This is a genomic window from Faecalibacterium sp. An192 (assembly GCF_002160175.1).
Taxonomy (GTDB): Bacteria; Bacillota; Clostridia; order Oscillospirales; family Ruminococcaceae; genus Faecalibacterium.
Window position 1 is genome coordinate 25208 of the sequence record NZ_NFKB01000033.1, and the last position, 13616, is coordinate 38823.

General features: G+C 56.9%; 12 protein-coding genes. 4 read left to right on the forward strand and 8 right to left on the reverse strand.

Annotated elements, in window-relative coordinates; all coding sequences use genetic code 11:
- Positions 1-71: 71 nt before the first annotated feature.
- The 4 genes from B5F27_RS10680 to B5F27_RS10695 all read left to right on the forward strand — a co-directional run bounded on the left by B5F27_RS10680 (position 72) and on the right by B5F27_RS10695 (position 5225).
- Positions 72-1478: a carboxylesterase family protein gene (locus B5F27_RS10680; RefSeq protein ID WP_087367470.1), complete on the forward strand. Its 1407-nt coding sequence runs from the start codon at positions 72-74 to the stop codon at positions 1476-1478.
- A 112-nt stretch (positions 1479-1590) separates the two neighbouring features.
- Complete coding sequence (locus B5F27_RS10685) at positions 1591-3339, forward strand: glycoside hydrolase family 3 N-terminal domain-containing protein (RefSeq protein ID WP_087367473.1); 1749 nt, start codon at positions 1591-1593, stop codon at positions 3337-3339.
- An 11-nt stretch (positions 3340-3350) separates the two neighbouring features.
- Positions 3351-4190: an HAD hydrolase-like protein gene (locus B5F27_RS10690; RefSeq protein ID WP_087367476.1), complete on the forward strand. Its 840-nt coding sequence runs from the start codon at positions 3351-3353 to the stop codon at positions 4188-4190.
- A gap of 786 nt (positions 4191-4976) precedes the next feature.
- Positions 4977-5225 carry a DUF6061 family protein gene (locus B5F27_RS10695; protein ID WP_087367479.1) on the forward strand — a complete coding sequence of 83 codons (249 nt, stop codon included), beginning with the start codon at positions 4977-4979 and terminating at the stop codon, positions 5223-5225.
- A gap of 334 nt (positions 5226-5559) precedes the next feature.
- Here B5F27_RS10695 and B5F27_RS10700 read toward each other — a convergent pair whose 3' ends face one another.
- From B5F27_RS10700 to B5F27_RS10735, 8 genes are all read right to left on the reverse strand, one after another.
- Positions 5560-6387: a sugar phosphate isomerase/epimerase family protein gene (locus B5F27_RS10700; RefSeq protein ID WP_087367482.1), complete on the reverse strand. Its 828-nt coding sequence runs from the start codon at positions 6385-6387 to the stop codon at positions 5560-5562.
- 19 nt (positions 6388-6406) lie between these two features.
- Entirely contained in the window at positions 6407-7198 is a 792-nt protein-coding gene (locus B5F27_RS10705; RefSeq protein WP_087367485.1) for a PfkB family carbohydrate kinase, read from the reverse strand.
- 12 nt (positions 7199-7210) lie between these two features.
- On the reverse strand, positions 7211-7642 hold the full coding sequence (locus tag B5F27_RS10710) for a secondary thiamine-phosphate synthase enzyme YjbQ (RefSeq protein ID WP_087367488.1): 432 nt from the start codon (positions 7640-7642) through the stop codon (positions 7211-7213).
- Positions 7639-8499 (reverse strand): amidohydrolase family protein, encoded by an 861-nt coding sequence (locus B5F27_RS10715; protein ID WP_087367491.1) that lies wholly within the window; start codon positions 8497-8499, stop codon positions 7639-7641. The genes B5F27_RS10710 and B5F27_RS10715 overlap by 4 nt, the downstream gene beginning before the upstream one ends.
- 15 nt (positions 8500-8514) lie before the next feature.
- On the reverse strand, positions 8515-10059 hold the full coding sequence (locus B5F27_RS10720; protein WP_087367494.1) for an FGGY family carbohydrate kinase: 1545 nt from the start codon (positions 10057-10059) through the stop codon (positions 8515-8517).
- A gap of 14 nt (positions 10060-10073) precedes the next feature.
- Positions 10074-10883 (reverse strand): BtpA/SgcQ family protein, encoded by an 810-nt coding sequence (locus B5F27_RS10725; protein WP_087367497.1) that lies wholly within the window; start codon positions 10881-10883, stop codon positions 10074-10076.
- A gap of 29 nt (positions 10884-10912) precedes the next feature.
- Complete coding sequence (locus B5F27_RS10730) at positions 10913-11728, reverse strand: sugar phosphate isomerase/epimerase family protein (protein WP_087367500.1); 816 nt, start codon at positions 11726-11728, stop codon at positions 10913-10915.
- Between the two features lie 144 nt (positions 11729-11872).
- The gene (locus tag B5F27_RS10735) at positions 11873-13186 is read right to left on the reverse strand and encodes an anaerobic C4-dicarboxylate transporter (RefSeq protein WP_087367504.1); all 1314 of its coding nucleotides are present in this window, start codon (positions 13184-13186) and stop codon (positions 11873-11875) included.
- Positions 13187-13616 lie beyond the last annotated feature (430 nt).

Sequence of the window (13616 nt, forward strand, 5' to 3'; positions counted from 1 at the left end):
GAAAAGACAGGACGGGCTTTTCTCATTGCTCTCAAATCTGTGTTTTAAAAAAATTAAAAGGAGGAATCTTTATGAAAAACATGATTTCCCGCCGGAAGTTTCTGAACTGTATGGGCGCTGCCGCAGCCGTCGGCGCATTTTCCAGCCTGGCCCCGGTCAGTAGTGCTTCCGCCTGCCTGCCCTTCTTTGACCATCTGCGCCGCACTCCTTGTGGGTATATCCGGGGCGTTGCAGCCAAAACCCTTGGCGTGACCGCCTATAAGGGCATCCGCTATGCAGAGGCCGGCCGCTGGGAGTACCCCAAGCAGGTGTCCCACTGGAACGGCATCTATGATGCCAGCGAGTTCGGCCCCTGCGCCATGCAGGGCAACGCCTTTACCCCGGAGGATAAAAACGGCCGCGATCCCTTCTATTACATCGAGTTCCGCCAGGGGCTGGATTACACTTACAGCGAGGACTGCCAGTACCTGAACATCTGGGCCCCCGACAACGCCAAGAAAGCGCCGGTCATCGTCTATATCCACGGCGGCGCATATATGGGCGGCTCCGGCTGGGAAAAGACTTTTGATGAGCCTGCCTGGACCAGCCAGGGGGTCATTGGCGTCACCATCAACTACCGCTTCGGCCTGTTCGGCTATATGTGCCTGCCCGAGCTGGCCGAGGAGGCGGGCCACACCGGCAACTATGGCTTGTATGACCAGCTGTGCGCCCTCCAGTGGGTCCACGACAACATTGAGGCCTTTGGCGGCGATCCCGACAACATCACCCTGATGGGCCAGAGCGCCGGCGCCGACAGCGTCCAGATGCTTTGCAGCACCCGGGCCACCAATGATCTGGTCAAGCAGGTGGTTATGTCCAGCGGCGCAGGTGACGTATCCTCCCTCTTTGCTCCTAAAGAGCGGATGGAGGCCAAATACGACTTCTGGAATGTCTGGAAGGAAGCCACCGGCGCCTCTACCCTTGAGGAGCTGCGGGCCCTGCCAGCCAAGGATGCTTTGGCGGCCATGGGCGCTCTGTTCGGCAACCCGAACTACGGCTTCCGGGGTGTGACAACCAACATGGGTCCCGTCTGGGACAACGTCTCCTTCCCGGGGGATGGCTATACCCTCCAGGTTCCCTATCTGTGCGGCGGCAATACCGAGGATCAGGTGCCCGGCCTGGCGGCTGACGCTCTGGCTTGGTGTGCCAAGCAGCCGGTGGACAGTTACGCTTACTGCTTCGCCCGCCAGTTGCCCGGCGACGAAAAGGGCGCTTTCCACAGCGCCGACCTGTGGTACTGGTTCGGCACCCTGGAAAACTGCTGGCGGCCCTTTACGGATGGCGACTACGCTCTGTCCGATGCGATGGTGGAGTATCTGACCAACTTCGCCAAGACAGGCGACCCCAACGGCGAGGGCCTGCCGGTCTGGGAGCCGACCCAGAGTAGCGGACAGAGCCTCTGGTTTGATGTGTTTGATCCTATCATGAAGGAAGTTTAAATATAGCAATACATAAACCCATAAGAAAAGGGCCTGGGAAACCGGGCCCTTTTCCTGAAAAAAGAATAAATCTACCCGAATCATTCCACGGTTTGGCCAGGAGGATTTATTGATGGTCAATCTAAAAGCAAAACCTTTTTATCTCAGCGATGAGCAGGTTCATTGGGTGGAAAATTCCATCGCTGGCATGACCCTGGAGGAAAAACTGGACCAACTCTTTGTGATCCTCCAGGCCCAGCCCGGCTTCGGGGAAAAGCAGGTGGAAGCCCTGCTGGACAAGTCCCACATGGGCGGCCTGCGGTGGCAGAACGGAGGCAACAAACAGCAGATCTACAACCAGCTGACCACCTTCCAAAAGCATACCAAGATCCCCCTGCTGATCGCTGCCAACTGTGACGACGGCGGCAACGGCGCAGCCCCGGAGGGAACCTTTGTGGCCACCGCTGTGGAGTGCGGCGCCGGTGAAGGCACCGAAAACGCCTATCATGTGGGCCTGGTGGCAGGCCGGGAGGCCTCGGCTCTGGGTGCAAACTGGATGTTCAACCCGGTGTGCGACGTCTACATGAACTGGCGGAACACCATCGTCAACACCCGGTCCTTCGGCTCCGACCCCGACAAGGTTATCGCCAACGCCAAGGCCTACATCAAAGGCATCAAGGACGCCAACCCCAACATGGCCTGCGCCGCCAAACACTTCCCCGGCGACGGCGTGGAGGAGCTGGACCAGCACCTGGCCATGGGGGTCAACAACCTGAGGGTGGAGGACTGGGAAGCCACCTTCGGCAAGGTTTACCGGGCCCTGATTGCGGACGGCCTGGAGGCGGTCATGGTGGGCCACATTGCCCTGCCTGAAATGAGCCGGAAGCTTTGCCCCGGCATCCAGGACAAGGACATCAAGCCTGCCACCATGGCCCCGGAACTGATCACCGGCCTGCTGCGTGGTGAGCTGGGCTTCAATGGCGTGGTGATCACCGACGCCACCCACATGGTGGGCATGACCGCCACCGCCAAGCGGAAGGACGCCATCCCCGGCGCCATCATCGCGGGCTGCGATATGATCCTCTTTGCCAACGACATCGGCGAGGATATCGCCTACCTCAAGGCCGCCTATGATCGGGGCGAGCTGACCGAGGAGCGGCTCTCGGATGCCCTCCACCGGGTTCTGGGCATGAAGGCCCACCTGCACCTCTACGAGGAGTCGGTCCGCATCCCCGCCGAGAGCGGCCTGGACTGCATCGGCTGCGATGAGCACAAGAACTACGCTGCCCAGGCAGCCGACAGCTGCATCACCCTGGTGAAGGATACCCGCGGCAATCTGCCTGTCAACCCCGCCGAGAAAAAGCGGGTATTCCTGGTGTATGTCGGCTCCACCCCCACCTCCAAGGGCTACAAGGGCGACCCCGTGAAACAGGTTGTGGTGGAAGAGCTGGAAAAGGCCGGTTTCGAGGTGGATCTCTGCCCCAACTTCCACGCCCTCGAGGTGGAGAACGGCGTCTCCCCCATGAACTTTGTCAAAATGCTGGGCCATTCCAGCCGGGAAGAGTTTATCAAGACCCATGATTGGGCCCTGATCGTGGTCAACGTCAAGGGCTACGCCCAGGAGAACAATGTCCGTCTCCGCTGGAGCTGCAACCACAGTATGGAACTGCCCTGGTACAACGAGGAGATCCCCACCGTGGCCATGAGCCTCAACTACACCAACCACCTGATCGACCTGCCCCAGATCCATACCTTCGTCAACGCCTACGCCCCCAAGCGGGAACACATCCGGGCCGCCATTGAGAAGCTGACCGGCAAGAGCGAGTTCAAGGGCACCGCCGACGAGAACGTCTTCTGCGGCCGGTGGGATACCCGCCTGTAAGGAGGTTTATTATGCAGGAACTGAATATCTTCCAGAAACAGAAAGACTTCCTGGTCTGCGTGGACTCGGACGGCTGCGCCATGGATACCATGGATATCAAGCACTTCCGCTGCTTTGGCCCCTGCATGGTGGAGGAGTGGGGCCTCGAAGCATGGGAGAAACCCATCCTCGACCGCTGGAACGAGATCAACCTCTACACCATGACCCGCGGAATCAACCGGTTCAAGGGCCTGGCTCTGGCCCTGACCGAGATCGACAAGCAGTACACCCCCATCGAGGGGGTGGAAGAGCTGGCCGCCTGGGCCGAGAACGCCCCGGAACTCTCCAACGGGGCCCTCGCCAAGGCCATCGAGACCGCCAAGGGTCCTGCCCTGGCCAAAGCCCTCTCCTGGTCTGAGAAGGTCAACGCCGCCATCGACGCCCTGCCCGAGTCGGAGAAGAAACCCTTTGCCGGAGTGGCCGAGGGCCTGGCCGCTGCCCATAGCGTGGCGGACGTGGCCATCGTTTCCAGCGCCAACCGGGAAGCTGTGGAAGAAGAATGGGTCCGCTGCGGGCTCACCGATTCGGTGGACGTCCTCTGCTGTCAGGACGCGGGCAGCAAGGCCGCCTGCATCGCCGCCCTGAAAGAAAAGGGATATGCTCCCAACCACATCCTGATGGTGGGGGACGCCCCCGGCGACCAGGCTGCCGCCGAGAAAAATGGGGTCTATTATTATCCTATTCTGGTGCGACAAGAGGCTGAGAGCTGGGAAGAGTTTGTCGCCCAGGCTCTGCCGGCCTTGACCCGTGAGACTTACGCCCCCTATGGGGTACAAAAAGCTGTCCAATTCAAGGAAAATCTAAGCCACTAAAATTTTACGTCATTCTCTTGCAGAAGTTTTTCCTGCCTGAAACCTCTGCTTTTCTCATTCTGATGCAGATCCCTTCGATTTAGACAGAGCCAAGCTGCCTAGGTTGAAGGGATCTCGCATTTTTGGACGGATTTCTTTTAAATTTATGAAAATGGCCGCCCTTCACGATTGTGACGTGAGTGGCGGCCGTTCTGTTTGTCCCAACCCCTGCCGGAGAACCGATGTGGATGATGAAGTTTTGAATCATGAAAAAAATGAAACTGTGCAAAGTGAAAGGTGCGTAGAATCCACTGCCTGTAGAAACAGTTTAATTCCAGCTTTTCCAGCATCAAAAGGCGCTGCACATTTTTGCACATATTTTGCACATTGAAAAGCTGGAAAATAGATGCAGCTGAGTGCAAACAATGCAGAGAATGCAGCGGAGAAGAAACGATAAAATGACGATATAATGTCAAAAGATGCGATTCTTTGTAAAATTAAGAATGGACAAAAAGTGCTTCTTGGTTCCTACGAATCAGTAGGCCGGGCGATTCCCTCAATTTTTGGAAGTTACGTTTTAACGTCATTTCTCGGCGATACATCGCAGGTTTTGAGCTTCGAGTTTCTGCATCCTTTGTCCGATTTTGCAACGATTTGCACCCTTTGCACGTTTTGAAACCGTGCAAAACCGTGCAGAAACCGTGCACTTACTCCCGGACAAACTAAAAACCACTTCATCCGACAACGACTTGACGGCATTGGTTCGAGTGACCGCACACCAAAAATCAAGTCTTGGAGGATACGACTATGATGAAATTACTTTCCTGCCGCTACAACATGGACACCAATCGGGTGGAAGCCCGGTTCGAAGATGGCACCACTCTTGCCATCGGCTGCATCGCCGTCGAGGATGAGTACGGCAACACCCCGGCACAGCGGGCAGAGCTGGACTGGCTGCTCTATAACAAGCCCTTGGAGTACGCACAGATGGTGCTGAGAGGGGAGATGGAACACTACCTGTCGCTGGGGTGTGACCACGGCAGGCCGGAGGATTGAGCCGCAGAAAACGCGCGGCAAGATCGTTAATCGCGCGGCGCGCGTTTTTCTCAGCGTAAATTCAGCGCAAACCATACCAAGTCAGCGTAAATTCAGCGCAAATCAAACTTTCAGCGTAAAAGTCAGCGCAAATTTTCACTTAACAATTTTATACTTTGTCCCTCGGCCTACGCCATCAGGCTGCAAGATGCCGTCCTTGCACATCTGACACAAGATATAGCGGTTCTACTTTTTGCAGAATAACACGATGCGGTGCGTCTGCGCCCATATGAATTGTTTTTTCCACGAGGCAATTTGCATCTCATAAAATACGCTTCTTCCGGTTTTCGCGCGTTTATATCCTTTCCTTATACCAGTCCATCGCCTGCTTCATCGCAGCTTCGGGGGCAAAGACATAGCGGCGGTCCAGCACTTCCAGACCCAGCGCACCGGTATAATGGATTGCCTTGAGCTTTTCCAGTGCCCCGTCCAGATCCAAAACACCGTCGCCGGGCACCAGATGCCCGCCGGGGTTGCCGTCCACAAAATGGACGTGTCCCAGATTCTCCGGGCCGATCACATCAAGGAAGGTGGAGAAGGTATCCACCGCCGTCGTGGCGATGACATCCGTATCCGCCAAGCCCATAAGGCGCGGGCTGTTGACCGTACGCAGCAGACGGCGCAGCTGGCTTGCTTCATTGCAGATGTGGGTGGTGTACTTGGTAAAAGGCTCTACCGCCAGCGTCACGCCCTCCTGCTCTGCCTTGCGGGCAATGCGTCCCATTGCCTCTGCGCACCAGCCAAACGCATCCTCCGCATCCACATCCAGATAAGCAAAACCGGTAGATACCACCATGTGGTCGCAGTCCAGCTGCACGGCCGCTTCGATGTGCTGGTTGAAAAAGTCCACGGTGCGGTCCCGATAGACCTTATCCGGATGAGAAACGCTGATGGCATACACGCACTGCTCCGGCGTAAAGCAGCGCAGAGCAAGATGATGTGCCTTGATCTTACGGTTCAGCTCAGCCAGACGGGCAGTGTCGAAATCCTCCAGATGGAGGTGGGGGCCGGATGCCCACAGTTCGATAGACTGATAGCCCAGCCGCTCGGCAGATTCCAGAAAATAATCCAGCGTATAGCGCTTGTAATGATAATTTGCTGCACACAACTGTGAAAGTTCCATCGTTATTGTTCCTTTTCCTTTAAATCAAGTAAGGCTCAAACTGCTGCACGATCCGGGTCGCAAGGGCCTTGCCCCGCGCCATGCACTGCGGGATGCTCTCCCCAAGGCTCACGCCGTAGGTGAATGCTGCGATATAAGAATCGCCTGCTCCCACCGTATTTACCACCGGCACGTTTTCCGCCGCCTGATGATAGAATCTCTGTCCATCGTAGGCAAGGCTTCCATGCTCGCCCAGCATGGCGATCACACAGCCTGCGCCCTTCGCTTTCGTGCGGCGCATAAATTCCCGGATATAGTCATCATCCTTGTCGTAGGAGAAAAAGGCGTAATCCAGATAGGGGAGAAGCGCGTCGTTGGAGGGCTGCTCCAGTCGTTTTGAAAAGTCGTAGACCCAGATCTGCCCCGGCTGGCGCAGCGCAGCGATATAGCGCTCTGCCTTTGCCCAGCGCTCTGCATACACGATGTCAAAGCCCTTGACAAATTCCATATCCTCCGCGGAAAGCTCGATCTCCTCCATGGCGTTGCCGTGAAATTCCAGATGCTTTTTGTCCCCGTCTACGAGGTCCATCTTTGCCATACCGGTAGGGCGGTCGATCCTTTTGAGCACCCGCAGCGGAATATCGCGCTGTTTCAGCCGCTCCACCAGCGCATCCGCAAAGACATCGTTGCCCAGCACGGTCATTTCGGTCACGTCTCCGCCCTGCGCCTTGTAGTTGAGGGCGAAGTCGATGCTGTTGCCCGTCAGATAGTACCGGTCCATCCGGTAGTAGACATCAATGCAGTTGTCTGCCATTGCGATTGCTTTTTTCATTCCGCAGCCCCCTTACTCGCCCATGACGTAGATCATATATTTGCGGTTTTTGATGCCATCGTACTCGCAGAAATAAATATCCGCTGCGCTGCCCAGCTTGATCTTGCCCTCTGCGATCGGAAAAACGCAGTGGTTCCCCGTGAGCAAGCTCTTGAGATGGCCGGGTGCATTGCCTCCGATGGTGCCGTAGGTGGGCAGATAGTGGTTATGATGGTAAGGATAGTCTTCCGGCGCGATCCGGTCCAGCGTCTCCATAATATCCTTTTCCACGCAGGGCAGGCTCTCGTTCACCATGATGCCGGTGGTCGTGTGCTCCGTGATGACATAGACGACGCCGTTCTTTACTCCGGTCTGTGCCACAAATTCACGCACCGGGTCGGTGATGCGGATCAGCTCAAACTCCTTCTCTGCGCAGATGCTTACTTCCTTCAGCTCAAATCTCATTTGTTCTGGCCCTCCCATCCAAAAAAGCGCATTGCATTTTTCCAGTAGATCTTTTCCCTCGTCTCGGGCAGCATCTCCACGCTGTCCATTCCCCGCTTGCTGCGCACCGGGCGAATGCGGGGCGAGTCCGAACCGAACATGACCTTATCGGCCAGATTATGATCCAGCCAGTATTCGCCCATGTCCTGCTTGAACACTTTGGGAAACAGCTGATAGGGACCATCAAAGTTCATCAGTGCAGTGTTTGCGTAGAGATTGGGGTACTTGAGCAGCAGAGCCGCCGTCTCCTGCACCCACGGCCAGCCGAAATGAGCAAGGCAGAGGTTGACCTCCGGCCAGCGCAGCGCCACCTCCTCGAATTCCATCGGGCGGGCATACTTTGCCAGCGCGTTATTTTCCAGACAGAAGCCGGCGTGGAAGATGATCGGCTTGTGGTATTTGCGGCACAGATCATACAGCGGCACAAGGCGTTCATCCGTTGGGTACATTTTGAGCCGTGCGGTGTTCACTGCAAGTCCGGCCAGCCCAAGCTCAGCAAAGGCACGTTCCAGCTCCTGCACAGCATCGGGGCGGCGGGGGTCCACCGCTGCCATACCGATATAGAACTGTGCATCCAGCGCCACCAGCTTTGCGATCTCATCGTTGGAGATCTCCACCATCCCCGACTCCACAGAGCAGTCCTCCGGCAGCAGCACCACCTGTCCGATGTCTGCAAGCGCATACTGCTTGCGCAGCAGCGCCATGTCGGAGGGCTTCATCAGATGATAATTCATGGCATCACAGCGACGGCGAAAGCGCTCCTGATCCTCACAGATCGGTGCAAACAGTGCCGGATGGATATGAGTATCAATGACCATAGGACAGTCTCCTCCTTATTTTTGCATTCTGTGCATCCTGTCCCGATTTTCCAGATAGAGATCCCGGAAAATCGGGTAATGCTCCTGATAAAATTCATGATTTTTCCGGTCCGGCTGCAAGATCCTGCTCTGCGGTAAAGCAGCGCGCAGGGCGGCAAAACTTTCCAGCGCACCGACGCCCAATGCCGCCAGCATGGCGTCTCCGTAGCTGGAGCACTGGAACGGCTCCGGAATGGTCAGCGGCATTCCCGCCATGTCGCAGATGATCTGCATCCATGCAGCGTTTTTCGTGCCGCCGCCCGCTGTGATGATCCGCCGGGGCGGCACCCCCAGCTCCTCAAACAGCAGCAGGTGCTGATAGGTGGAATAGCCTACGGCTTCCAGCGCAGCGCGGTTGATCTGCGCCCGTCCATGCGTTCCTTTCAGTCCGAAGAGCATTCCGGTGGCCTCTGCGTCCTGCAGGGGGCTTCGCTCACCGTAGATATACGGCAGCATGATCAGTCCGTCGCTGCCCGGCGACACAGCAGCCGCCTCCCGCGCCATGACTGTGTAGGCGTTTTCGCCGCCCTGCTTTTCGGCTTCCAGCTCTTTGCTGTACAGCAGGTCACGCACCCAGCGGGTCAATGTGCCCGCCGCATTGGTGCCGTCGCCCAGACAATAGGTGCCCGGCACGGTAAACGCCTTCCCACCCTTGAGGGCGCCGTTGCCCTGCGGCGAAACATAGCTGCCCACGAAGTGGTCCGTACAATAGTAATAGAACATCGAGGAGCCATACTGAAAAAAGGCCGTGCCCGGCTCCACCAGACCCACGCTGATGGCCTCTGCTGTGGAGTCACCGGTACCGGTAATGACCGGCGTTCCCGCGGCAAGGCCGGTCTGTGCCGCAGCCTCCAGTGTGACCGTGCCCACGATGTCTGTGGACCATGCACACGCCGCGATCTGGTCCGGGCGGCAGTACAGCCCGCACTCTGCCTCGTTCACACTGCCGTCCGCTTGGTACAGTGGTCGGAACGAGCCTTTGGCAAGGGACTGATCGATGACATATTTCCCGGTCAGGCGCGCTGTCAAAAAGGAGCTGCCCGTGAGGAAATAGGCCGTCTTTGCGTAGATCTTCGGCTCATGCCGCCGCAGCCAGAGGATCTTTGTGGCCGTGTCGCCGGAGCAGATGGGATGGCCGAACAGCTCCTGCACCCGCGCCTGTCCGTAATGCTCTGTCAGCCACGCCGCTTCCTCTGATGCGCGGGCGTCGATGCCGTAGAGGATGGCCGGGCGCAGCGGGCGGCACTGTTCGTCCACCGGCAGGCAGTCGGTACCCAATGCACTGGTGCCCACGCAGGCGATCTGCTCCGGCCTGATTTCGCTCTGTTTTATCAGGGTCCGGCACAATTTGCACAGGTCGCCCCACCAGACCGCCTCGGCATCCTGCTCGAACCACCCGGGCTGCGGGTTGTCCATCCCATGGGGCACCGAGGCATCCGCCGCCACCCGGAAGCTTTCATCGATCAGGATGCCGCGGGACTCAAAGGTACCGATGTCGATGCCCAGAAAATAGCGTTTCATCCTGCTCTCCTTTCTCACAGTCGGGCGCGGATGTCGTACACGATCTCCATAAAGCTGCGCACTCGCTCTTCGTCCACACGCCCGTTGAACACGCCGTCCTTCTTGAACGCAGTGCCCATGCAGACGGCATCGCAGTATTTCAGCTTATCTCTCACATTCTCGTGGCGGCAGCCGGTATTGCAGAACACCGGCACATTGCGGGGCTTTGCCACCTCGTAGACCTTGTTCAGGATGGAATCATCCGGCTCGCTGCCGGCAGAAGCGCCGGACACGCACAAGCCGTCTGCAAAGCCGCCGAACATGATAGACTTTGCCACCACCTGAATATCCCGCTGCACCAGATAGCTGTCTGCCTCGGGGTTCACTTTAAACAGCAGCTTCATATCCGGGATCTCCAGTGCCTTGCGGTGGCGGACTGCCTCACCGCTGTTGGAGGTATAAAGGCCATATTCTCCCATGTATGCACCCGAGAAGCAGCTCCGGGCAAATCTTGCGCCGGTGGCAGCAGCAAGGTCGATGGTTGCGATCGGATTCTTGACCACATTGACGCCGTAAGGCACCCGGATCAGCGGGCGCAGAGCGCCGATGATATAGGCCATCGCCGAGATCACTGCCACATCCGCCACCGGCTGGTAGGGCAGGCTGAATTCATTAGCAAACAGAATTCCGTCCACGCCGCCGTTCTGCAGCGCCACGAGATCCTGCCGGGCGTGCTCCAGCACGGTGTCCATGCTGCCGCAGTAGCCCGGGTCGCCGGGCAGGGCATCCAGATGCAAAAGCGCGATGATGGGTTTTTCAACACCAAACATTTCCTGAGTCCACATGGTATTGCTCTCCTTTATATCCTTCCGTTTCAATCCAGTTCGTGCGTGTTGGCGCGCATCCACGCCACGGTATCGTCAATGGCCTTGTCCGGGTCGATGTAGTAGCGCCGGTCGCAGATCTCAAAGGAGTAGCAGCCGTCATAGCCCTGCGCCTTGATCTGCTCGTAATAGTCCTTCATGGGGAAATCTCCGTCTCCGGGTACCGTATGTCCCCGGTCATTGAAATGGACATACTGCATCCGGCTGCCCAGATTTGCAAAGTAATCCGCCACCGTCTCGCCGGCATACGTCATCTGATCCATATCCACCATGCCCACGATGGCCGGAGAGTCGATCTCATCCAGCATCCTTGCAATATCCCTGCTGGTGATGAGGACATTCGTGGTCGTGTTTTTCAGCTCTTCCAGCAGCAGGGTGACGTGCTTGCGTTCTGCGTAGGCGGCAAGCTGTGCCATAGATTCCCGGCAGTTGTTCCACGCCTCCTCCCGGGGGGCATCAAAGTACCCGAAGCCGGTGCTGATCTGCACCCGGGGACAGCCCAGAAACTCTGCCGTGTCGATGGCGCGCTGATAGTACCGCAGGCTGGATTCCCGGGTGATCCGGTCCTGTGTGCAGAAGTTGACGGGATAGACGCAGTTTTCCGGGGTCATTGCCGCGACCGTCAGATGACGGCGGCGCAGCTCCCCATCCAGCTCCAGCAGATGGGAGAGGGGATGGTCGAACAGGTTCAGCTGCGGTGCCGAACAGTACAGGTCGATGCTGTCGAAGGGAGAGCGCTCCACTTTATCCAGAAACTTTGTGAGCGGGTAGCGCAGATAGTGGTAATTCATCGGTGCAAATTTCATACGAAGATCTCCTTTACAATGACTGACGGAGTTTGTCAGAAAACAACTACGCCCGGCCGCCTGTCCACATCAGTGTGCGGCTCAGAGGGACCGGGCGTAGCTGCTTTCCGGAGAAAGATGTATATGCCGAATAGGGGGATCGCGTCAGAATACGAGCATGCCCAAAGCGAGGGCAGCCACGATCGTCACCACAGACATGACCAGACCGGGCAGCATATAACTGTGATTCAGCACATATTTGCCGATCTTGGTGGTTCCGGCAGAGTCAAAGCCGATGGCGGCGACACACTGGCCGGAGGCAGGGATCACATAGTTGGCATTGCATGCCACCCAGCCTGCGATGATGATGTAGACGGGCAGATTCAGGGCCATGCCGATGGGGACCATGATCATGGTCGTGGAAGCCTGACTGGTGGTGATCGCTGCGACGATGAACACGGCAACGATGTAGACCCAAGGATACTGGTTTGCGATCGCGCCCATGGTATCGGAGATGTAGGAAGCCTGATCGTCGATGAAGGTGTTGACCATCCAGCACAGACCGTAGGCGAGCACCACGGCGAACATACCGGTCTTGAAAACGGGCTGATCCAGCATGGTGCTGCTGTTGAACTTGCAGACCAGAACGATGAGAGCTGCACCCAGCATCATGAAGATCTCAATGATGGTGGTCATGCCCAGCTGGGAGCCATCTGCAAAGGTGGGACGCAGAGCGGAAATTGCACCGAAGGTAACGATCGCCAGCATTGCGACCAGGAAGATCACCACGGCAGTCTTTGCCTTGCCGGTAACGGGCTTCTCTTCCGCCTTATTCTGCTTGTAATCTTTAACAAGGCCCTGCTTGACGCGCTCCAGATACTCCGGGTCTTCGCTCAGCTCCTTGCCGTGGTGCAGCACAGAGATGCCTGCCGCCACAGAGCCAAGCAGCGTTGCGGGCACACAGACCAGCAGCAGATTGAACAGGTTGATGTTGCCGTAGGAAACCATCAGACCGAGGATGCCTGCCGTAGCCGCAGAGATGGGGCAGGCGGTGATGGCATTCTGGGATGCGACGACGGTAGCCGAGATGGGGCGCTCCGGCCGGATGCCCGTATCCATGGCAATCTCATTGATGACCGGCAGCAGGCTGTAAACGATGTGGCCGGTGCCGCACATAAAGGTGAAGATGTAAGCGATGACCGGAGCAAGGATGGTGATGTGCTCCGGGTGTTTCCGCAGGATCTTCTCGGCAAGCCGGACCATGTAGTCCAGACCGCCCGCAGCCTGCATTGCAGATGCCGCCAGAATAACCGCGATCATGATGCGGATGACGGTGATGGGCGGGTCAGAAGGAGAAACGTGCAGGAAGAACGTCAGGATAAACATGCCGATACCGCCGGCAAGTGCCATGAAAGGTCCGCCCTTGCGGGTTCCGATGAAGATCATCACCAGAACGATGAGTAGCTCGATCCAAAACATGAAATATACCTCCTTCAGGCATAACTTCGGGTGAATGTTCAATTCCGATCGAATGCTGCGCGCCTGCATCAGATCACGCCGCAATACACCACCGAACACCGGGAGGGCTTCCCGTCATCGTCAATGTATTGTTTTGTATCATGGTGCAATAATACAATGCAAGCATCGCCTTGTCAACAGCATTCAAGCATTTTCGTCAAAACCTCCTATCAACGTGCCCTTGTTTTATGAATCACTACCAAATTATTGTATCCTTCTGCCCTCATTTGCTCCCGTTTTGTCTCTTACTTCTATAATACAAAAAGAGAGCGCCCTTGAAATTGAACCGCTCCAGTAAAAGTAGACAATGAAAAAAGAAGGCCTCCTGTGGTAGAATAAAACTACTACAGGAGGTTTTTGCTATGCCCAGAAAATACAGCCACATTCAGGA

Excerpts from the sequence above, each read along its gene's own strand:
- B5F27_RS10730 (WP_087367500.1), bottom strand. The coding sequence starts at position 11,728 with ATGAAATTTGCACCGATGAATTACCACTATCTGCGCTACCCGCTCACA.
- B5F27_RS10685 (WP_087367473.1), top strand. The coding sequence starts at position 1,591 with ATGGTCAATCTAAAAGCAAAACCTTTTTATCTCAGCGATGAGCAGGTT.
- B5F27_RS10700 (WP_087367482.1), bottom strand. The coding sequence starts at position 6,387 with ATGGAACTTTCACAGTTGTGTGCAGCAAATTATCATTACAAGCGCTAT.
- B5F27_RS10735 (WP_087367504.1), bottom strand. The coding sequence starts at position 13,186 with ATGTTTTGGATCGAGCTACTCATCGTTCTGGTGATGATCTTCATCGGA.
- B5F27_RS10690 (WP_087367476.1), top strand. The coding sequence starts at position 3,351 with ATGCAGGAACTGAATATCTTCCAGAAACAGAAAGACTTCCTGGTCTGC.
- B5F27_RS10710 (WP_087367488.1), bottom strand. The coding sequence starts at position 7,642 with ATGAGATTTGAGCTGAAGGAAGTAAGCATCTGCGCAGAGAAGGAGTTT.
- B5F27_RS10725 (WP_087367497.1), bottom strand. The coding sequence starts at position 10,883 with ATGTGGACTCAGGAAATGTTTGGTGTTGAAAAACCCATCATCGCGCTT.
- B5F27_RS10705 (WP_087367485.1), bottom strand. The coding sequence starts at position 7,198 with ATGAAAAAAGCAATCGCAATGGCAGACAACTGCATTGATGTCTACTAC.
- B5F27_RS10680 (WP_087367470.1), top strand. The coding sequence starts at position 72 with ATGAAAAACATGATTTCCCGCCGGAAGTTTCTGAACTGTATGGGCGCT.
- B5F27_RS10695 (WP_087367479.1), top strand. The coding sequence starts at position 4,977 with ATGATGAAATTACTTTCCTGCCGCTACAACATGGACACCAATCGGGTG.
- B5F27_RS10720 (WP_087367494.1), bottom strand. The coding sequence starts at position 10,059 with ATGAAACGCTATTTTCTGGGCATCGACATCGGTACCTTTGAGTCCCGC.
- B5F27_RS10715 (WP_087367491.1), bottom strand. The coding sequence starts at position 8,499 with ATGGTCATTGATACTCATATCCATCCGGCACTGTTTGCACCGATCTGT.